The sequence below is a fragment of the Aeromonas sp. NJAU223 genome (assembly GCF_051125555.1).
In the GTDB taxonomy this organism is placed as follows: domain Bacteria; phylum Pseudomonadota; class Gammaproteobacteria; order Enterobacterales; family Aeromonadaceae; genus Aeromonas; species Aeromonas veronii_G.
This window is the reverse complement of sequence record NZ_CP144204.1, coordinates 2,651,572-2,671,848: the sequence shown is the minus strand read 5'-3', so window position 1 is coordinate 2,671,848 and position 20,277 is coordinate 2,651,572. Positions and strand designations below refer to the sequence as shown.

Below are 20,277 nucleotides of genomic sequence, written 5' to 3'. Positions count from 1 at the left end.
GGGACAGAATATGCTGCAGTTGTTTGGATATTGGCGTTCATCGGCCAGCTTTCGCGTGCGTCTGGTGCTGCAACTGAAAGGCCTCAGTTATGAGCAGCACCCGGTCCATCTGGGCAAGGGGGAACAGAAAGAGAAGGCTTATCGCCGCGTCAATCCCCAGGGATTGGTGCCCTTTCTGGTCGATGGTGAGGTGCAGATAGGCCAGTCTGTCGCCATCATGGAGTACCTCGACGAGACCTATCCTGCCTACCCGCTGATGCCCTCCGCCGCCGAGGACAGGGCCAGGGTGCGCCAGATCGTCAACATGATCGCCTGCGACATCCATCCCCTGAACAACCTGAGGGTACTCAACTACCTGGAGCAGGAGCTGGGGCAGGGCAAGGCGCACCGTGACCAGTGGTACTGCCATTGGATTGACGAGACCTTCACCGCCCTCGAGCAACTGCTGATGACCACGGCCGGGGTCTACAGCGTCGGCAACGAGGTGACCCTGGCGGACTGCATGCTGGTGCCCCAGGTCTACAATGCCCGCCGCTTCAACATGACCCTGAGCGACTACCCCACCATAGAGCGCATCGTCGCCAACTGCGAACAGCTGCAGGCCTTCATCCAGGCGGCCCCCGCCAGTCAGCCTGACGCCCAGGTCTGAACGCAGAGTGGCAAGCCGGCCCGGCTTGCCACCCTTCATTCCGCCACTTCTGCTGCTGATGCCCTATGGTATCCCGTTGCAGCCATACAGCTGAAAGCCGGGGCGTGTGCCCAATCGTCGGTAGTACGCCTCGACGGCGGGCAGCAGGGGACGGTCAAGGGGCGTCTCCTGCCAGCGATTGACCGACAGCCCGATGGGAATGTCGGCCAGCGAGAAGTGACTCCCCACCACATAGGCACCGGTCGACTGGAGATGCCTGTCCAGCAGCTGCATGTAGCGGGTCCAATCCGCGCAACCTGCCTTGAGCGCAGCGCTGTCCTGATGCAAAGGGGAGTGCCGGACCAGGGACATGAAGGGGTAACGCCAGGCACTGTTCAGATCCGATGCTTGCCAGTCGATCCACTGATCGACGATGGCCCTCTCGCGCGCATCCGTGGGGTAGAGAGTCCCATCGCCATAGCGGGATACCAGGTAGCGGATGATGGTGTTCGACTCCCACAGGGTGAAGTCCCCATCCTGGATGACCGGTACCATGGCGTTGGGGTTGAGTGCGAGGAACTCGGGGGTATTGGTCGGTTTGAACCCCGCTCCCCACTCCTCCAGTTCAAACGGAAGGCCCAGCTCGGCGCAGGTCCAGAGCACCTTGCGCACATTGATGGAGGAGGCCTTGCCCAGGATCCGTAACATAGTGTCGTCCTCGTGCGTCCAGTGCGAAAAGGGGTGGCCGGCGGGTAGCGTACAGATCGCCGCCGAGCCTCGAGGGGGCGATGGTGCAGGCCCCGCCCGTTGCAAGGGGCGGGACCATGGGTGGCTGCTTAACTGCTTGCCGACGAGGGCTGGAAGAAGGCGATAAACTTGCCGAACTTCCCTTCATCGTAACTCTTGCCCTTCTCCAGCAGCCCGGTGTTGAAGGACTCCAGCAGCTTGCCGTCTGCATTCAGCACATAGAAGTGGGGCACCCCCAGATACTCGGGATAGGACTTCAAGAAGGCTTCGTTCTTGTTCGCCTTGCTGACGTTCACCTTGACCACCACGAAGGTCTGGTTGAACTGGTTGGCAAGGGCCGGCTCCCTGTCCAGGAAGTGGTTCATCTCCTGGCACCAGCTGCACCACTCGCCGCCCACCAGCAGCAACACCTTCTTGCCCTCTGCATTGGCCCTGGCGCTGGCGGCGGCGAGATCGTTCGCAGGATCCCGCTGCTCGTCATAGCCCTGGCTGTAATCGGGCAGCCCCTTGGCCCAGAGATGTTCGGCCGCCTGGGCCACGCCATTGAGCAGGGCGGAACCTAGCATCAGGGGCAGTAACAGTCGTTTCATTGTCTCTTCCTTGTGTTGTTTGCTTCCAAGCTGCATCAATGTGACATGAACGGATCCGGTCGCCAAGGGTGATAACGGCATGAGATAGACGAAAAACGGCATTGTTAAGCCAAACCGGGACGAACATGAAAAAGCCCCTCGCGGGAGGGGCTTTATGATCGGGCAGTCGGGTTCCGCGCGAGGGATCAGTAGCTCTGCTGGTGGACGTCCATCACGGCGCGGCCGGACGGGTCTGCCATCTCCTTGAACTTGGCATCCCACTCCAATGCGGTCGGGGTGGAGCAGGCGACCGACTTGCCGTAGGGCACGGTACGGGCGGCCGCTTCCAGCGGGAAGTGCTCGTCGAAGATGGCGCGGTAGAAGTAGGCTTCCTTGGTGAGCGGGGTGTTGACCGGGAAGCGGAACGCCGCCGCCTCGAACATCTGATCCGTCACTTCCTCTTCGACCATGGCTTTCAGGCTGTCAATCCAGGAGTAGCCCACGCCGTCGGAGAACTGCTCCTTCTGGCGCCAGGCCACCTCGTGGGGCAGCAGCTCCTCGAAGGCTTCCCGCAGGATGTGCTTCTCGATCTTGCCCTTGCCGCACATCTTGTCGGCAGGCTGCAGGCGCATGGCCACGTCCATGAACTCCTTGTCGAGGAAGGGCACGCGACCTTCCACGCCCCAGGCGGCCATGGACTTGTTGGCCCGCAGGCAGTCATACAGGTGCAGGGAGGCGAGTTTGCGCACGTTCTCTTCGTGGAACTCGCGGGCGTTCGGCGCCTTGTGGAAGTAGAGATAACCGCCGAACAACTCGTCCGAGCCCTCGCCCGAGAGCACCATCTTGATGCCCATCGCCTTGATATAGCGGGCCATCAGGTACATGGGGGTGGAGGCGCGGATGGTGGTGACGTCATAGGTCTCGAGGTGATAGATGACGTCCCGCAGGGCATCCAGCCCCTCTTGCACGGTGAAGTGGATCTGGTGGTGAATGGTGCCGAGGTGATCGGCCACCTTGCGGGCGGCGGCGAGATCCGGTGAGCCTTCCAGCCCCACGGCGAAGGAGTGCAACTGGGGCCACCAGGCCTCGCTCTTGCCATCGTCCTCGATGCGGCGGGCCGCATAGAGCTTGGTGATGGCGGAGATGACGGACGAATCCAGACCGCCGGAGAGCAGCACGCCGTAGGGCACGTCGCACATCAGCTGACGCTTGACCGCCGCTTCCAGCGCCGCTTTCAGTTCAGCCTTGTCGCTGACGTTCTGCTCGACCGCGCCGTATTCCATCCAGTCGCGTTTGTACCAAGTTTTAAGTTCGCCATCCTTGCTCCACAGGTAGTGTCCCGGCGGGAAGGTCTCGACGCTCTTGCACACCGGTACCAGGGCCTTCATCTCGGACGCCACGTAGAAGTTGCCGTGCTCGTCGCGGCCGGTGTAGAGGGGGATGATCCCCATGTGATCGCGACCGATGAGGTAGGCATCCTGTTCGGCGTCGTAGAGGATGAAGGCGAAGATGCCGTTCAGATCGTCGAGAAACGCCGGGCCTTTCTCCTTGTAAAGCGCCAGCAGCACTTCACAGTCGGACTTGGTCTGGAACTGGAAATCGACCTTGAGGGTCTTCTCCAGTTCCTTGTGGTTGTAGATCTCGCCGTTGACGGCCAGCACATGGGTACGCTCGGGGTTGTAGAGCGGCTGGGCGCCATTGCCCGGATCGACGATGGCCAGGCGCTCGTGCACCAGAATGGCCTTGTCAGAGCTGTAGACGCCGGACCAGTCAGGCCCGCGGTGACGCAGTCGCTTGGACATTTCCAGGGCCGACTTGCGCAGGGCGACTGCGTCGGACTTGATGTCCAGAATGCCGAAAATAGAACACATTGGCGGTAATCCTCATTGATTTTTATAGAGCCCCCCACGTTTGGGCTCGAAATTCCATTTACATTCCTCGCCAATCACAATGCCTAGCGTAAAACCCTTTTGCAAGCGGGAAAACCGCATAAAATCATGCCGCCAGCGTCAAGCGGGCGGCAGGGGAAGGGGCTGAAAAGAGGAGTCGGTTGACGGGGACGTCAAGCCGTCGCGGGCTCGAAGATCACGTAGAGCTTGCGGCAGGCGACCAGGGTTTCCCACTGCCCGACAAAGCCTGCCGGGATGACGAACTGATCACCGGGTCTGAGGTGCAATGTGCCCCCTTTATCGTCGTGGATCAGCGCCTCGCCCTCGAGCAACTGGCAATACTCGTGCTCGGTGTAGTGCACGGCCCAGCACCCGGGCTCGCAGGCCCAGAAGCCCACGTGAAACTGCTGGCTCGGGTCGGAATAGTGATTCCACAGGGTCTGGCTCGGATGGCCGGACTGGATGCGATCGGGAGCGGGCATCAGCGGAGTGGGGGAGACGGGGTGCCTGTCCAGCAGGATCCAGTCGCTGAGGTTCTTCATGAGGCCTCCTTGCAATGAGAGGGAGCGTCCTGCTCCCGTTTATTTTGTTTAACGGTGTTGCGATTAAGTTAAACGAAGAGGCGCCCCTTGCCAAGGGGCGGGGGAGGCGCAAGCCGGGGAGATCAGACGATGTCGATGTCGACCACGGAGTCGAAGATGTGGTTTGGTCGAAACGGCATGCGGTCGATGTCCGCCACCTTGCTCACCCCGGATAGCACCAGCACGGTTTCCAGTCCTGCCTGGAAGCCCGCCAGGATATCGGTGCGCAGGTTGTCGCCGATGATGATGGTGTCGTCGGAGTGGGCCTCCATCCGGTTGAGCGCCGCGCGGATGATCCAGGCACTCGGCTTGCCCACGTAGAAGGGCTTCTTGCCGGTCATTCGTTCGATGGGGGCGCAGAGGGCACCGCAGGCCGGGTACATCATGGGGCCGTGGGTGTCCGGGTTGGTGGCGATGAAGCGGGCCCCCTGATCCACGAACTTGGCGCCGAGCTGCATCATGCTCCAGTTGTAGTTGCGGGTCTCCCCCACCACCACGAAGTCGGGGTCGATGTCGGTGATGGTGAAACCGGCCTTGTAAAGCTCGTGGGTCAGGGCCCCTTCACCGATCACATAGGCCTTCTTGCCATCCTGGCGCTTGAGAAAATCGGCGGTGCCCATGGCGGAGGTGTAGAAGCACTCCTCGGGCACCTCGATGCCGGCGGAGCGGAAGCGGTTTTGCAGATCTTTCTGGGTCTGGGCCGGATAGTTGGTGAGGAACAACAGCTTGCTGCCCTGCTCCAGCAGGCGATGAACGAAGCGATCAGCCCCCGGAATGAGATCGTTGTTGTGCAGGATGACGCCGTCGATATCGCAGATGACGTTTTTCTTCATAGGGACTCCTTGTAGGGGAGGTGGTTCTCCACCTCTCATGTCTTCAATCAGTTATGGTTTTTCTGGCGCCATTATAAGGCGCTTTGATGACAAGTCTCCCCCGGCGCGCCAGATGGGCGTCCTCAAGGAATAAAAGGCGGCATACCGGCAGTTGACCCCGCGTCTTGGGGCCTGGCGGGTGAACTATCATGCTGTTAAATGCAGAAATACATACCAAATGAATCGTATGCTCTCTATTTTGTAGTCAATAACACTACCTTGGGTCGACATTGAATGGCTTAGGGATGCTTGCCCGGCTTCTGATGGACGGTGAGGGGGCCGGGCGCAGGCCAGAGTGCGAGAGGGATGCGCGGGGAGGGCGGGAGGAAAAAGCACGGGGCCCATCGCGGCGGGCCCCGTGTGAGCGGGCAAGCACGTGGCTCAGTGCCGCCCTCGCAGGGCATTGAGCAGGATGCCGATGGTGGTGCCGTTGTGCAGCACCGAGGCGACGATGGGGCTCAACAGTCCGACCGCCGCCGCCCCCAGGATGGCGGTGTTGGCGCCGATGGCGATGCGGTAGTTGTCGTGAATGAGCCCCATGGCGGCGCAGGCCAGCTCGCGGGCCTCGGCCACCCGACCGATGTCGTCCTGCAGCAGGGCAATGTCGGCGGAGATGCGGGCGATGTCGGCCCCCTTCTGCATGGCGATCCCGACGTGGGCGCCCGCCAGCGCCGGGGCATCGTTGATGCCATCCCCGACGAAGGCGATGCGGGCCCCCTCTGCGGTGAGCTGCTCTATGATGCTGGCCTTCTCCTCAGGCAGCAGCTGGGCAAACACCTCGTCGATGCCGAGCCGATCGGCGAGATCCTGGGCCCTGTCGTGGTGATCCCCGGTCAGCATCAGGATCCGCTTCACCCCGGACTGGCGCAACCGGGCGAGGGTGGCGGCGCTCTGCTCGCGTACCGTGTCGCGCAGGGCCAGCACCCCGATGAGACTGCCGCCGTAGCCGATGTAGAGCAGGGTCTTGCCCTCGTGGTAGAGGCCGTGCAGGGTCTCTTGCCAGGGGCTGACATCGATCCCCTCATCTTCTTCCACGAAGTGGCGCGAGCCCACCACGATGCGTTTGCCGTCGATCTCGCTCGCCACCCCGTGGGCGACGATGAACTCCACCTCGGTGTGATCGAAGTGGCGCCCCTCGATGTTGCGGGACGCCTCCACCACGGCGATGGCCAGGGGGTGGAAGTAGTGCTCCTCCACCGAGGCGGCGAGCCAGATGAGATCGTCCGCCGTGTAGGCGGAATCGAAGGTGATGGAATCGGTCACCACCAGATCGCCGTTGGTCAGGGTGCCGGTCTTGTCGAAGATGAAGGTATCGGCCTCGGCCAGGCGCTCGAGGGCCGTGGCCCCCTTGATGAGGATGCCCCCCTTGCCCGCGGCATACATGGCCGACTTGAAGGCCACCGGGGTGGCGAGCTTGAGGGCGCAGGAGTAGTCCGCCTGCAGCACGGCGGCGGCGCGGCGCCAGTCTCCGCTGAGCAGGTAGGCCGAGCCCGCGAGCCCGAGCACCCTCGGCACCAGCCTGTCGGCCAGCCGGGAGGCCTGCAGTTGCACCTCGCTCTTGGCGGTGAGGGACTGCTGCACATAGTCGGCGATGCGGGCGGCGGCGGTGCGCTGACCCACGTGCTCGGCGTAGATGCGCAGTCGCCCATCCTCCAGCACGGTGCCGGACATCACGGCATCGCCCCGTGCCTTGGCCACGGAGCGGCTCTCGCCGGTCATGGAGGCCTCGTTGACATAGGCCTCCCCGCCGAGCACGGTACCGTCTATCTGGATGACCATGCCGGTGGCGACGATCACCGTCTCGCCCACCTGCACCTCGCCCGCCGGCACCAGGATCTCCACCCCGTCCCGCTCGACCCAGATCTCGTCGCTGGCGGGCTTGAGCAATTCCCGCAGCATGTCATCGGATCGCCGGGAGATGGACTCTTCCAGATATTCCCCCAGCTCCAGCATGAAGGAGGTGGTGTTGGCCGCGAGATAATCGCCGCTGCCAAGGGAGATGGAGACCGCCATGCCCTCCAGCACGTGGGAGGTGAGACCGCGGGAGAAGAGCTCCCCGGCGCCGTGGCGAAGCACCGGCATCGCCATCAGCAGGGAGAGGGGCAATCGCAGCGGCACCGGCAGCAGGTTGACCCCGAGCAGGGCCGCCAGATTGGTGGCGAGCCGGGTGCGGCTGACGGCATCAGGGGGCGATGCCGGCGGGGTTAACCGGCCCGGGGGCGGGGCGAGGGAGAGGATCTGCTCCGCCAGGGATTGTATTTCGGTCACCTGCGCGTCAAAGGTGACGATAAGCGAGCTGGCCTTGGGGTTGAACCTGACCGCCTGCACCCCGGGCAGATCGGCGATGGCGTAGCGAAGCCCCGGCTGATCCAGCGGCGGCCGTCCGTGGCAGCCATAGCGCCAGCGCGCCCGTCCCCGGCACTGGTGAACCAGGCGCAGGGAGGAGAGAGCGCTCTCGCTACTCATCCTGCTCGCCGCCCTGAGCCTGCAGCTCGGCCTGCATGTCCGCCATCTGTTCCTTGAGTTCGGCCACGCCGCCGCTGATGTCGCTGTAGAGGCGCACGGCGGAGCGCACTATCTTCTCGCGCATCTCGTCGTTGCTGAGCACATAGGCCGCCGCCGCCCCGATGGCGGCCCCCAGCAGCAGTTGCTGGGTGCTGTTGCCCTGCAACTTGCCGAGCCAGCCCTGGGCTTGCCCTATGCCAGCCTGAGCGCCGTTGCCCTGTGCCATCTGTGCCTTCAACAGCTTCTTGTAGGCCTTCTTGCTCTTCTTACCCATGAGATGATTCCTTTGGCTTGTTCAATGGAGGGGAGTGTCTGTGTATGTGTCAGTCGCGGGGGGTCAGCAGCCGCTCTGCGCTGGCGATGCCGAGGATGCCGCCCGCGAGCAGCAGGCCGGCTCGCGAGAGGTTACCTTGCTCGAGGGCGTTGGCGACCCCGAGGCCGGTGGCGGTGGCAATCCCCCCCTGCAGGGCATGGCGCAGCACCTTGCGCCGGGAGCGTTTACCCGGTTTGGCGCCGCTTTGCAGTGCGCTGAGCAGCCCCCCTGCCACGGCGCCCCGGGCGAAGTGATTGGCGAGCTCGCGATTGTCGGTGGTCATGCCTTGGGCTCCTCGGGCGCTTCTTGCTCGGCCACCCCCTCGGCGTCCGGTGCGGGGGCCTGTGGCTCGCTCAACTGCTGGCGCAATCTGGCGGAGGAGTGCTCCAGGCTGGTGAGTCCGGCGATGGACACCTGGCGCAGGGAGTCTTTGGCCTTGTGAAGGGAGACGGAGGGGCGGGTACGCTGCAATGTGCGCACGGCCAGGGCACCGGCGATGGCGCCGACGATCAACGGGATCATGATATGGCTCCTTGTGAATGGGATCGCCGCGGCTGGGCGGGATCAACCATGGGAAAAGGTCTGGACATGGTGCTCGATGCGATCCAGGGCCTGGTGGACCTGTTCACACTCTTTCCCCTCGACGAGGGACTCCCACAGGGGAGGGGTTATCTGGGCCGGGTCGTACTCCACCACGCAGGAGAGGGCGGCGGGGTTGACGCGCAGATCGCGAATGCCGGGCATGGTCTCAATCATCTGCTTGAGCTGTCCCATCTGGCCAAGTTGGCTCATTTCGGCACTGCCGAGGGCCCCCAGCTTGAGTTTGAAACGAACCCGGCCGGGGATGTGGTGGGCGATGGTCAGGTGGCGGGTCAGGGCCCGCAGCTGTTCAAGGCGTGTCATGCCGTACCTTTGCTCTGCTTAATGGAAAACGTTGCGACGATGGATGGCCAGATGCACCGACAGGGCCGCGACGAACAGCCAGCCGGTGGCGGCGTGCAGGCGCTTGTGGCCGGCGTAGACCAGGGCAATGGAGAGCGGCAGGGCCACCATGGCGGTTATCTTGGCCCCCCGGTTGGCGCGCCTGCGCCAGGCCGCCTTATGGGGACGCAGTGAAGTGTGTCGCCGTGGTGATGCGACAGTCGGGGCCAGCGTCGACACCGGCTCAGCCTCGTCCTCAAGGCAGAGGGCCCGGATGCGGGACTCCATCTCGGACTGGGAGCAGTGCGCCGTGGCGTATTGCACGATGAGGCTGAGGGCCGCCCGGTTGAGGCGGGCGCTCTGCACCCCGGGCCAGCTGGCCACTTCTGTCTGCCAGCGGGTCAATTGGGCAGGATCCGCGCTGCCCTGTCTGATGCGAAGTCGTCCCGCTACCGAGGCGACCAGCCGGGTCTGTGTGGTGCTCACAACCATGACTCCCTGAAGGGTGAGATGGGTGCACTATCTGCCTCTTGTCATGACAAGGTTTTGATCTTCATCAGACAAGTGATGATTGACTCCCGGTTTTTGGGCGCGGGGAAGAGGGGTCGATACAGAGAGGGGCTGATACAAGAGGGGGTTAACAAAATAAACAGCCCCCGCAGGGCGGGGGCCAATAAACAGAAGGGAGAGCCGCTATCAATCAGGCGGGTTGCGGGGTGCTTTCCCCCTGATAGACGGGGTAGTCGGTGAGGCCGTGCTCGGCGCCGCCAAACAGGGTGGCCGGATCATGGGGCGCCCAGGGGTAGCCGTGGCGCAGCCGGTTCGGCAGATCGGGGTTGGCCACGAAGGGGCGGCCAAAGCCAATCATGTCTGCCCAGCCCGCCTCGAGGGCGGCCCGCGCCCGCGCGCCATCGTATTTGCCCGCATAGATGAGGGTGTTGGGGAAGGCGTCCCGCAGCCCCTGCTTGAAGTTCTCCGGCATCAGGGGGGCATCGTCCCAGTCCGCTTCGGCGATGTGCAGATAGGTGACATCGAGCGTCCCCAGCAGGCGGGCGGCGGCCAGATAGGTCTGCTCCGGATTGGCATCCACGGTGCCATTCAGGGTGGTGAGGGGGGCCAGGCGCACGCCGACCCGATCCGCCCCGATCTCGGCGCTCACCGCCTCGACCACCTCTTTCAAGAAGCGCAGCCGGTTCTCGAGGGAGCCGCCGTAGTTGTCGGTACGGGCATTGGACTCGGAGTCCAGGAACTGGTTGATGAGATAGCCGTTGGCGGCGTGCAGCTCGATGCCGTCAAACCCCGCCTCCATGGCGTTGCGGGCGGCGCGGCGGAACTGGCCCACCACGATGTCGATGTCGGCCTGGGTCATGGCGCGGGGCAGGGTGGTTTCCACAAACCCCGGGGCGTCGCTGCCGTTGTCCACGAAGACCTTGACCCCGTCGGCCTTGATGGCTGACGCCGAGATGGGCTGGGCGCCGCCGATGTTGTCCGGATGAGTGACCCGGCCCACGTGCCAGAGCTGGGCGAAGATGGTGCCCCCCTTGGCATGGACGGCGTCCGTTACCAGCTTCCAGCCGGCGACCTGCTCGGCGCTATGGATGCCCGGGGTCCAGGCATAGCCTTTGCCGAGGGGATCGATCTGGGTGCCTTCGCTCACGATGAGACCGGCGTCGGCCCGCTGGCCGTAGTAGGTGGCCATCATGGCGTTGGCCACATCCCCGGGCTGGCTGGCGCGGGAGCGGGTCATGGGGGGCATGACGATACGGTTGTTCAGGTGCAGTTGGCCGAGGCGCAGGGGGCAGAACAGGTTGTCGTGGCTCATTTTGAATTCCTCATCGGGTGATGGTGCTGACTCTATTCCCCGCCTGTATTGAGAAAAAGAGGGGTAATCACAGAAGAGAATTGCAACTTGTGCAGCAATGGCGATGGGAGGCCAAAAAAAGAGGGCCGACTGGCCCTCTGGTTTGATTCATTGGCATCCATTCACGCCCATGGCGTGGGCTGGCGTCAGGGCTGCAGCGCCCTGATCCTCACTCGCTCGATGCGTCGCTCGTTCACCGCCAGCACCTCGAAGTGATGCCCGCCCAGCTGCAACTGCTGGCCCTGCTCCGGCAGGCTGCCGAAGTGGGAGAGCAGCATGCCCGCCAGGGTCACGTACTCATCGCTCTCGCTCACCAGTCCGTCACAATCCAGCGCCTGCTCCACCTGATGGATGTTGGTGCTGCCGTTGATAAGCCAGCCTTCCCCATCGCGGACCACGTCCGGGGTCTCGCCCTCATCCGGCAGCTCGCCGACGATGGCCTCCAGCAGATCGTGGGTGGTCACCAGCCCCTGGATGACGCCGAACTCGTCCGTCACCAGGATGAGGCTGCCCCTGGCCTGGCGCAGCTCCGCCAGCAATCGGATCACGTTGATGGTCTGGGGCACGATGACGGGGTCGTTCTGCTTGGCGAGTGCGTGCAGGGACTGCCCCTCGTTCAGGGCGAACAGCAGGTCACGTGCCTTGACCACCCCGATGAGGTCGTCCAGCCCGCCGTCACAGACCGGGAACAGGCTGTGAGGCTCCCGTTGCAGCAGGGCGCGGATCTCGTCCGGGCTGTCATTGACGTCGATCCAGGCCATCTCGGATCGCGGCGTCATGATGGTGCGGATGGATCGCTCGGCGAGAGACAGCACGCCGCTCACCATGTTGCGCTCCTCCTCGCCAAAGCCGGGGGGCAGGGGCTGTTCCTGCTCCTCGTCTTCGTCCAGTTCCTGAGCCGCACTGCGCTTGCTGCCTCCCATCATCTGGAAGATGGCGGCCGTGGTGCGTTCACGCAGGGGAAGCCGGGATGCGTGGCGACGGGCGCTGCGCTGGGCCAACTGGTTGAAGAACTCGATGAGCACCGAGAAGCCGATGGCGGCGTAGAGGTAACCCTTGGGAATGTGGAAGCCAAACCCTTCCGCCACCAGGCTGAAACCTATCATCAGCAGGAAGCTCAGACAGAGCACCACCACGGTCGGGTGGGCGTTGACGAAGCGGGTCAGCGGCTTGGAGGCGAGCACCATCACCACCATGGCGATGGTCACCGCCGCCATCATGACCCCCAGGTGATCCACCATGCCGACGGCGGTGATGATGGAGTCCAGGGAGAAGACGGCATCCAGCACCAGGATCTGGGCGATCACCACGCCAAAGCCCGCGTAGACGCCGACCTGGCCCTGGACCTCGGGTTTCGCCTCGAGGCGCTCGTGCAGTTCGGTGGTGGCCTTGAACAGCAGGAACAGGCCACCCCCCATCAGGATGAGATCCCGACCGGAGAAGGCGAAGTCACCAAGGTGCAGCAAGGGGGTGGTGAGGGTGACCAGCCAGGACATGATGCTGAGCAGCCCAAGGCGCATCAGCAGCGCCAGGGAGAGGCCGATGATGCGGGCCTTGTCCCGTTGGGCGGGAGGAAGCTTCTTCACCAGGATGGCGATGAAGACCAGGTTGTCGATCCCGAGGACTATCTCCAGGATGATCAGGGTAAACAGACCCACCAGCAGGGCGGGATCCAGCAAGAATTCCATGTTGACCTCTAATAAAAACGAACGGCGTGGGTATCAGACACGGCAAAGGACCGTGACAAGGCTAGGCACAGTGGTCGTTCAGAGGCGCGGATTGAGCAGGTAAAGACAAGACGTGATGGGTATATACGAAGGGCGACTTCGGGGGTTGTCCATGATGGGCAATAAAACCTCGGTTAAAAGTGAGCCCTGATGATAACGGTTGTCATTGATTTGGCAATAGCGGCGTTATGAAGATGTGATGACAGCAAATGGCCGGGGAGAGGGGCAAGGGAGGCGGCGACCGCCTCCCTGTTTGTCTGCCGGTGTCGGCGGGCTGTTACAGCCAGCGTTTCTCGCGGGTGAAGCAGACCGACAGCCAGGCGTCCCCCAGGGTGTCGCCGAGGCGGGACCAGAGCTCCTGGCGCAGGGCATCCTGGCGCTCGATGGGCCACTCCTGGCCTGGGGCTACCAGGATGTTGAGTTCGAGATCGAAACGGCGGCCGCTTTTCGCCAAGTGGCTGTAGCACTCGACCCCGTGGCGCTGGCGCAGGGCCTCTATCTCGCTGGCCACCAGCCGTGAGACATCCCCCTTGGGGGCGATTTTCAGCACTTCCCGCAGGTTGCGGCCGAGTACCTTGATGGGGATCAGGGTGGCGCACAGGGCCAGCAGGGTGACCAGCACGGGGTCTATGTAGCGGTTGTACTGGCCATAGCCGATGGTATCGAGGCCGATGGCCACCAGAAAACCGATGAGCAGGGTGACGCTGAGCAGGGTATCGACCAGCCACTCCTTGGAGTCGACCCGCACCAGTTCGGAATTGATCCGTTCGGCCACCGCAGACTCGACCTTGTAGATAATGGCGCAGAAGAAGGTGCAGACGGCGGCATAGATGAGGGCGTGACCGAGGTCTATCTCCCGCCCGCCGCTCATCAGGGAGCTGATGCCGCTGTGCAGGGCGCCAAGACAGAGCAGCAGTATGATGGTGCCGTTGATGACGTTGGTGATGGGCTCGAAATGGGCGTAGCCATATTGGAAGCGGGCATCGGAGGGGCGGGTGACCAGGTAGGCGGTGATGAGTCCAAGGCCCGTCATGCCCATGCTGAACAGGGTGAAGATGCCATCGAGCATGATGGCGTTGGAACCGACGAACAGGCCGTAGCCGATCCCGAACAGGGCGAAGCCGATGCAGCCGAACAGCGACAGGGTCAGCGCCTGTTTTTCGGTGCGGATCAGCGTACTGATAACATGGCTGTAATGAGCCATAAATGTCCTCCTTTCAAATGGTGAAGATTGAGCGCGCAAGCGGTTTTCTAGCTGATATACTGCCCGCTCACATGTGAGCGGACCGGCCAAGGCAGCCCGAGAGAGGCGAGCCAGGCGGTCGTTGTCGCCGGCACTCCGGCATCAAGCAAAGGAAGGGAACAAGGATTCATGATCCCGAGACTCGATTACCAGGACAGTTTGTCATCCACAACTCTGAAGTTCCTCGATGTATTGGGACGCAGCGCATTTCGTGGTGATATCGAAAAGTCTTATGCAAGCCGGTTGGCGATGGCGACGGATAACAGCGTCTATCAGGTTATTCCAGAGGCGGTCCTCTATCCGCGCAGTGCGGATGATATTGCGGTGATGCTCAGGTTGGCCCAGGAGAGCACCTACGCCTGCTTGAGTTTTTTCCCTCGCGGCGGCGGCACCGGCACCAATGGCCAGTCTCTGGGCGGCGGCATTATCGTCGATCTCTCTCGCCATATGAACCAGATCATGGAAATTAATCTGGAAGCGGGCTGGGTGCGTGCCCAGGCCGGGGTGGTGAAGGATCAGCTCAACGCCTATCTCAAGCCTCACGGCTACTTCTTCTCGCCGGATCTCTCCACCTCCAACCGCGCCACTCTGGGCGGCATGGTCAATACCGATGCGTCCGGTCAGGGGTCGCTGGTCTATGGCAAGACCTCGGATCACGTGCTGGGTCTCAAGGCGGTGCTGGAGAACGGCGACCTCATGAGCACGGAGCCGGTCAATGGCGAGCGCCTCGCGGACAAGCTGGCGCTTAAGAACCGGGAAGGGGAGATCTACCGCACCCTCTATCGCATCGGCCGCGAGCGGCGCGCCGACATCGAGGCGACCTTCCCCAAGCTCAACCGCTTCCTCACCGGTTACGATCTCAAGCATCTCTACAGGCCCGACACCGACACCCTGGATGTGAGCCGGGTGCTGTGCGGCTCGGAAGGGTCGCTGGGCTTCATCACCGAGGCCCGCCTCAACATCACCCCCATTCCGCGCTACCGCACCCTGGTCAACGTCAAGTACGACAGCTTCCCGTCCGCGCTTCGCAATGCCCCCTTCATGGTGGAGGCCCACGCCTTGTCGGTGGAGACGGTGGACTCCCGGGTGCTGGGGCTGGCCCGGGCCGACATCATCTGGCACTCGGTCAAGGAGTTCATCCAGGAGGTGCCGGGCAAGGATCTGCAGGGGCTCAATATCGTCGAGTTTGCGGACACCGATGAAGCCGAGCACCAGGCCAAGGTGGCGGAGCTGTGCCGCCGCATCGACGGGTTGCTGGCGAGCGGGGAGGCGGGGGTCATCGGCTATCAGGTATGCAGCCACCTGCCGAGCATCGAGACCATCTACGCCATGCGCAAGAAGTCGGTGGGGCTGCTCGGCAACGCCGAGGGGCGCAAGAAGCCGGTGGCCTTCACCGAAGACACCGCCGTGCCACCGGAATCCTTGGCCGACTTCATCATGGAGTTTCGTGCCCTGCTGGACGATCACGGCCTCGACTACGGCATGTTCGGCCACGTGGATGCCGGTGTCCTGCACGTGCGCCCGGCGCTGGATTTGTGCGACCCCGAGCAGGAGGTACTGCTGCGGCGCATCTCGGATCAGGTGGTGGCGCTCACCGCCAAATATGGCGGCCTGATGTGGGGGGAGCACGGCAAGGGGTTCAGATCCGAATACAGTCCCGCCTTCTTCGGCGAGCTGTGGGAGGAACTGCAGCGAGTGAAGGGGGCCTTCGATCCCCAGAACCGCATCAACCCGGGCAAGATCTGCGTGCCCTATGGCAGCGGTGCCGAGCTGGTGTCGGTGGACGGGCCCAAGCGCGGCAAGTTCGACCGCCAGATCCCCATCGCCGTGCGTGAGAGCTACACCCGGGCGCTCGATTGCAACGGCAACGGCCTCTGCTTCACCTTCGAGACCGACTCCCCCATGTGCCCCTCGGTCAAGATAAGCCGCGACCGTCGCCACTCGCCGAAGGGGCGGGCAGGCTTGATGCGCGAATGGCTGCGCCAGCTGGCAGAGCAGGGATTCGATCCCTTGAGCGAAGAGATTGAGCTGCAAAGCGGCGGTCTGCGCATCAAATCCATCGTCGACAAGGTGCGCAACACCGTGGCCCGCGCCCGCGGCCAGTATGACTTCTCCCACGAGGTGATGGAGGCGATGGAGGGGTGTCTGGCTTGCAAGGCCTGCACCAGCCAGTGTCCCATCAAGGTGGATGTGCCCACCTTCCGCGCCCGCTTCATGCAGCTCTATCACAGCCGCTACCTGCGCGGCCCCAAGGATTACTTCGTCGGCACCGTCGAAAGCTATGCGCCCCTGCTCGCCAAGGCCCCCAAGCTGGTCAACTTCTTCCTGGAGAAGGAGTGGGCCCAGAAGGCGACCGAGAAGAGCATCGGCATGGTGGACGTGCCCCTGCTCTCGGTGCCTACCCTGGCCGAGTCCCTTCGCGATCACCGTGCCCGCTATTTCGATCTGGCGGGACTCGAGGCCATGAGCCCCGAACAGCGTCAAAAAGTGGTTCTTATCGTACAAGACCCCTTCACCAGTTATTACGACGCGCCCGTGGTGCGAGATCTGGTGAAACTCGCGAGCAAACTTGGACTTCAGCCCTATTTGCTGCCGTTCAAACCCAACGGCAAGCCCCAGCACGTGAAGGGCTTCCTGCGTGCCTTCGCCCGCACCGCGGCCAGCAGTGCCCAGTTCCTCAACAAGGTGGCGGGACTCGGCATCCCCATGGTGGGGGTGGATCCCTCCCTGGTGCTCTGTTACCGGGACGAATATGTGAAGGCACTCGGCTCCGCCCGTGGAGACTTCCAGGTGATGCTGCCCCAGGAGTGGCTGCTCTCCTTGCCGGTAGAGAGCCTGCCCGCGGCCGAGGTCAAAGAGGAGGCCGCGCAGCCCTGGTATCTGTTTGCCCACTGCACCGAGAAGACCGCGAAGCCCTCGACTCACGGCGACTGGGGCACCCTGTTCAGCCGCTTCGGCGCCAGGTTGCAACCGGTCTCGGTCGGTTGCTGCGGCATGGCGGGGACCTATGGTCACGATGCCAAGCAGGTGGAGAACTCCAGAGGCATTTATGGCCTCAGCTGGGCTGAGCCGCTGGCGCGCCTGCCGAAGGAGCGTTGTCTCGCCACCGGTTATTCCTGCCGCAGCCAGGTCAAACGGATGGAAGGGGAGAAGCTCAAGCATCCGGTGCAGGCCTTGCTGGAACTGCTCTGATGCTGCGCCTCCCCAAGCGGTTTCGGGTACCGCAGGCGTATCGGCGCCCGAACCTGCTGTTGTTGCCGGTGAGCCCGACTCAGGCTGTGGTGGAGTTCGTCGCCATCCTGCGCGAGTGCGAACAGCTGCATCAGTTGTTTCGCCCGGACGATCTCTGGCCGTCGGCCAGCTTCAGCCTGAGCCAGCACGAGGCGGATCTGGAGTGGCAGCGTTCGGAGTTTCTGGCCAAGCGCTCCTTCGCCTATGGTCTCTGGAGCCCGGAGCGGGAACCCGAGTTTTGGGGGGGCGTTTATCTTTATCCCTCGGTGCTGCCGGAGGTGGAGGTGGAGCTCTTCTTCTGGAAGGTGGCCGGGACGCCGCTGACCGATGCCGAACTCGAGGCCGAGCTGCGCGACTGGCTGGGGAAGGTCTGGCAGTGGCGAGCGCCGTGTCTGCCGGGACGGGAGATCCCCTGGGACGCGTGGCCGGGGGTCACCTACCCTTGGTGAACCCGGGCAGCATCCTGCTCAGTCCTGCCTGTCTCAAGATGCCCCGATAGCGGGGCATTTTGTTGTCCCGCTTTTGCGCTTTACGCGGCAGTTTTGATATCGTCAGTGGCAAGCCATTGATCATGTTCGTTAATTCATAAGGAGTCTGCTTGTCATGAGTCAAGAGAACGCCCCCATCTGGCGCAAGCCCATGAGCCTCGAGGGGCTCAACGCCAGCTCCCGCAATACCCTGATGGCCCACCTCGATATCCACTACACCGCCTTCGGTCCCGACTGGCTGGAGGCCACCATGCCGGTGGATCACCGCACTCATCAGCCGCTCGGCATGCTGCACGGGGGCGCCTCCGTGGTGCTGGCGGAGACGCTGGGATCGCTTGCGGCCAACATGGCGGTGGGGGCGGAGTACTACTGCGTCGGATTGGAGGTCAATGCCAATCATCTGCGGGCCAAGCGGGAAGGGGTGGTGACCGGGCGCTGTTTCCCCCTGCATCTGGGGGCCAGCACCCAGGTGTGGCAGATAGAGATCCGCGACGAGCGTGGTCGTTTATTGTGCACCAGCCGACTCACCATGGCGGTGCTCAGGCACAAGCAGGACAAGGGATCCGGCGAGAAGTGATCGGCAATAACGCACCATGAGCGAAAAATAAGCAAGCCATAGTCGCGAGATCCCTCTATAATTGCCAACGTCTTGAGAGGCTTATCACATTTTTCAAGACAGCAGAACAAAGTGGCGCTATAATCGCCGCCTTTTGCTATTCCGCGGTGTTAGCCGCCTGCCTTAATCTGGAAGAATCTATGTCTGATACCGAACAACTGCCCCTTTTTAGTGAGCTTGGACTGGCCGCGCCTGTATTGAAAGCGCTGCAGGACGTGGGCTATGAGCGCCCGTCTCCCATCCAGGCCGCAGCAATCCCCCACCTGATGGCGGGACACGATCTGCTGGGGCAGGCACAAACCGGTACAGGGAAGACCGCTGCTTTTGCCTTGCCTCTTTTGTCTCGTCTGGAAGCTGGTAACCGTAACACCCAGATCCTGGTGCTGGCGCCGACTCGCGAACTGGCTCTGCAGGTGGCTGAAGCGTGCCAACGCTACGCTCACCACATGCCCGATTTCCACGTGCTGCCCATCTACGGCGGCGCCTCCTACGAAACCCAGACCCGCGCCCTGCGCCGTGGTGCCCAGGTTGTCGTCGGTACCCCGGGCCGCGTGATGGATCTGATCCGTCGCAAGAACCTGGATCTCTCCGGTCTGAAAGCCCTGGTGCTGGATGAAGCGGACGAAATGCTGCGCATGGGCTTCATCGACGACGTGGACTGGATCATGGATCAGTGCCCGGCCGGCCGTCAGGTTGCTCTCTTCTCCGCCACCATGCCGGAGCAGATCCGCCGCGTGGCCCAGAAGCACCTGAAGCAGCCCAAAGAGATCAAGATCGCCTCCAAGACAGCCACTGCCACCACCATCCGTCAGCGTTACTGGCAGGTGACCGGTCTGCACAAGCTGGACGCCATGACCCGTCTGCTGGAAGTGGAGCCCTACGAGGCACTGCTGGTCTTCGTGCGCACCAAGAACGCCGCCGAAGAGCTGGCCGGCAAGCTGGCCGCCCGTGGCCATGCCTGTGAAGCCCTGCACGGCGACATCCCGCAGAAGCTGCGTGAGCGTACCGTTGACAAGCTGCGTCAAGGCCAGCTGGACATCCTGATCGCCACCGACGTGGTCGCCCGTGGTCTGGACGTCGAGCGCATCACCCACGTGGTGAACTACGACATTCCGTACGATACCGAATCCTACGTTCACCGTATCGGCCGTACCGGTCGTGCCGGTCGCAAGGGTGAGGCCATCCTGTTCGTGGCGCCGCGCGAGCGCCGCATGCTGCGTGCCATCGAGCACGCCACTCGTCAGGCCATCGAACCGATGAAGATGCCGAGCACCGAGGACATCAACCAGCACCGTCTGGCCAAGTTCAAGGAGCGCATCCGCGAGACCATGATGGGTGAGGAGCTCGAGATCTACCACAACCTGGTGAATGAGCTGATCCAGGAAGACTCCGCCGATCCGCTGGAACTGGCTGCCGCACTGGCCAAGCTGGTGCAAGGTGACCAACCGCTGCTGCTGGATGACTCCATCCCGGATCCCCTGTTCAGCAACAACAATGATCGCGGCAACTTCGAGCGTCGTGATTTCAACGACCGTGGCCCCCGTGATTTCGGTGACCGTGGCGATCGTCCGGCCCGTCGCATGCCGTCCCTGGAGCCGCGTCCGCTCAAGGACAACCCGGACGTGGAGATGGAGCGCTATCGCGTCGACGTGGGTGCCCATCACGGCGTCAAGCCGGGTCAGATCGTGGGTGCCATCGCCAACGAAGCGAACATTGAGAGCCGTTTCATCGGCAACATCGACATCGCCGATGACTTCTCCACCGTCGATCTGCCCAAGGGCATGAGCGCCGAGGTGCTGGAAGTGATCAAGAAGGCCCGTGTCTGCCAGCGTCCGCTGCAGATCGCGCGCTACACCGAGGTGCCGGCCGGTGGCAACACCAGCAGCCGCCCGCCCCGTGGCGACCGTCCCTTCAACAAGGAGCGCACCTTCAACAAGGATCGCCGCCCCCAGGGTGACCGTCCCTTCAACAAGGATCGCCGTGAAGGCGGCTTCGACAAGGGTCGCAAGTTCGGCGGCAAGCGCCGCGACAGCTAAACCCGGATCGCACTGATAAAAGACCGCTCATCGAGCGGTCTTTTTTATGG

At 63.0% G+C, this 20,277-nt stretch carries 19 protein-coding genes; 5 read left to right on the top strand and 14 right to left on the bottom strand.

Translation table 11 applies throughout. The features are described 5' to 3' along the window. Positions 1–10: 10 nt before the first annotated feature. A complete protein-coding gene (gene maiA, locus VZC39_RS12210) occupies positions 11–649 on the top strand; it encodes a maleylacetoacetate isomerase (RefSeq protein ID WP_434662832.1) in 639 nt (212 codons plus the stop codon). Positions 650–712: 63 nt separating this feature from the next. Here the strand turns inward: maiA and VZC39_RS12205 are convergent, their stop codons facing one another. The 14 genes from VZC39_RS12205 to VZC39_RS12140 all read right to left on the bottom strand — a co-directional run bounded on the left by VZC39_RS12205 (position 713) and on the right by VZC39_RS12140 (position 13,817). Further along, on the bottom strand, positions 713–1,336 hold the full coding sequence (locus VZC39_RS12205) for a glutathione S-transferase family protein (RefSeq protein WP_434662830.1): 624 nt from the start codon (positions 1,334–1,336) through the stop codon (positions 713–715). A 128-nt stretch (positions 1,337–1,464) separates the two neighbouring features. Further along, positions 1,465–1,965: a thioredoxin family protein gene (locus tag VZC39_RS12200; RefSeq protein ID WP_434662827.1), complete on the bottom strand. Its 501-nt coding sequence runs from the start codon at positions 1,963–1,965 to the stop codon at positions 1,465–1,467. Positions 1,966–2,150: 185 nt separating this feature from the next. Next, positions 2,151–3,815 carry an asparagine synthase B gene (gene asnB / locus VZC39_RS12195; RefSeq protein WP_434662824.1) on the bottom strand — a complete coding sequence of 555 codons (1,665 nt, stop codon included), beginning with the start codon at positions 3,813–3,815 and terminating at the stop codon, positions 2,151–2,153. Positions 3,816–4,006: 191 nt separating this feature from the next. Next, a complete protein-coding gene (locus VZC39_RS12190) occupies positions 4,007–4,375 on the bottom strand; it encodes a cupin domain-containing protein (protein WP_349918248.1) in 369 nt (122 codons plus the stop codon). Positions 4,376–4,497: 122 nt separating this feature from the next. Further along, complete coding sequence (locus tag VZC39_RS12185) at positions 4,498–5,247, bottom strand: HAD-IIA family hydrolase (protein ID WP_349918247.1); 750 nt, start codon at positions 5,245–5,247, stop codon at positions 4,498–4,500. A gap of 420 nt (positions 5,248–5,667) precedes the next feature. After that, positions 5,668–7,752, bottom strand: coding sequence for a heavy metal translocating P-type ATPase (locus tag VZC39_RS12180; RefSeq protein ID WP_434662819.1), 2,085 nt, complete (start codon positions 7,750–7,752; stop codon positions 5,668–5,670). Next, positions 7,745–8,065: a hypothetical protein gene (locus VZC39_RS12175; RefSeq protein ID WP_349918244.1), complete on the bottom strand. Its 321-nt coding sequence runs from the start codon at positions 8,063–8,065 to the stop codon at positions 7,745–7,747. Before VZC39_RS12175 ends, VZC39_RS12180 begins: the two co-directional genes overlap by 8 nt. A 49-nt stretch (positions 8,066–8,114) precedes the next feature. After that, positions 8,115–8,387 (bottom strand): hypothetical protein, encoded by a 273-nt coding sequence (locus tag VZC39_RS12170; protein WP_349918243.1) that lies wholly within the window; start codon positions 8,385–8,387, stop codon positions 8,115–8,117. Continuing rightward, complete coding sequence (locus VZC39_RS12165; protein WP_434662816.1) at positions 8,384–8,626, bottom strand: hypothetical protein; 243 nt, start codon at positions 8,624–8,626, stop codon at positions 8,384–8,386. Before VZC39_RS12165 ends, VZC39_RS12170 begins: the two co-directional genes overlap by 4 nt. Before the next feature lie 42 nt (positions 8,627–8,668). Next, complete coding sequence (locus tag VZC39_RS12160) at positions 8,669–9,007, bottom strand: hypothetical protein (RefSeq protein WP_349918241.1); 339 nt, start codon at positions 9,005–9,007, stop codon at positions 8,669–8,671. An 18-nt stretch (positions 9,008–9,025) separates the two neighbouring features. Then, entirely contained in the window at positions 9,026–9,511 is a 486-nt protein-coding gene (locus VZC39_RS12155) for a hypothetical protein (RefSeq protein ID WP_434662814.1), read from the bottom strand. Positions 9,512–9,725: 214 nt separating this feature from the next. Beyond that, on the bottom strand, positions 9,726–10,847 hold the full coding sequence (locus VZC39_RS12150; protein WP_434662811.1) for an alkene reductase: 1,122 nt from the start codon (positions 10,845–10,847) through the stop codon (positions 9,726–9,728). 185 nt (positions 10,848–11,032) lie between these two features. After that, positions 11,033–12,574, bottom strand: coding sequence for a TerC family protein (locus tag VZC39_RS12145; protein ID WP_434662809.1), 1,542 nt, complete (start codon positions 12,572–12,574; stop codon positions 11,033–11,035). A gap of 316 nt (positions 12,575–12,890) precedes the next feature. Next, the gene (locus tag VZC39_RS12140) at positions 12,891–13,817 is read right to left on the bottom strand and encodes a cation diffusion facilitator family transporter (RefSeq protein WP_434662806.1); all 927 of its coding nucleotides are present in this window, start codon (positions 13,815–13,817) and stop codon (positions 12,891–12,893) included. 168 nt (positions 13,818–13,985) lie between these two features. On the opposite strand from VZC39_RS12140, the gene ydiJ reads away from it, so the two are divergent. The 4 genes from ydiJ to VZC39_RS12120 all read left to right on the top strand — a co-directional run bounded on the left by ydiJ (position 13,986) and on the right by VZC39_RS12120 (position 20,227). Beyond that, positions 13,986–17,048 (top strand): D-2-hydroxyglutarate dehydrogenase YdiJ, encoded by a 3,063-nt coding sequence (ydiJ, locus tag VZC39_RS12135; RefSeq protein ID WP_434662804.1) that lies wholly within the window; start codon positions 13,986–13,988, stop codon positions 17,046–17,048. Continuing rightward, a complete protein-coding gene (locus VZC39_RS12130) occupies positions 17,048–17,536 on the top strand; it encodes a hypothetical protein (protein WP_434662803.1) in 489 nt (162 codons plus the stop codon). Before ydiJ ends, VZC39_RS12130 begins: the two co-directional genes overlap by 1 nt. Positions 17,537–17,690: 154 nt before the next feature. Further along, positions 17,691–18,152: a hotdog fold thioesterase gene (locus VZC39_RS12125; RefSeq protein WP_434662801.1), complete on the top strand. Its 462-nt coding sequence runs from the start codon at positions 17,691–17,693 to the stop codon at positions 18,150–18,152. A gap of 179 nt (positions 18,153–18,331) precedes the next feature. After that, positions 18,332–20,227 carry a DEAD/DEAH box helicase gene (locus VZC39_RS12120; RefSeq protein WP_349918230.1) on the top strand — a complete coding sequence of 632 codons (1,896 nt, stop codon included), beginning with the start codon at positions 18,332–18,334 and terminating at the stop codon, positions 20,225–20,227. The last annotated feature ends 50 nt before the right edge of the window (positions 20,228–20,277 follow it).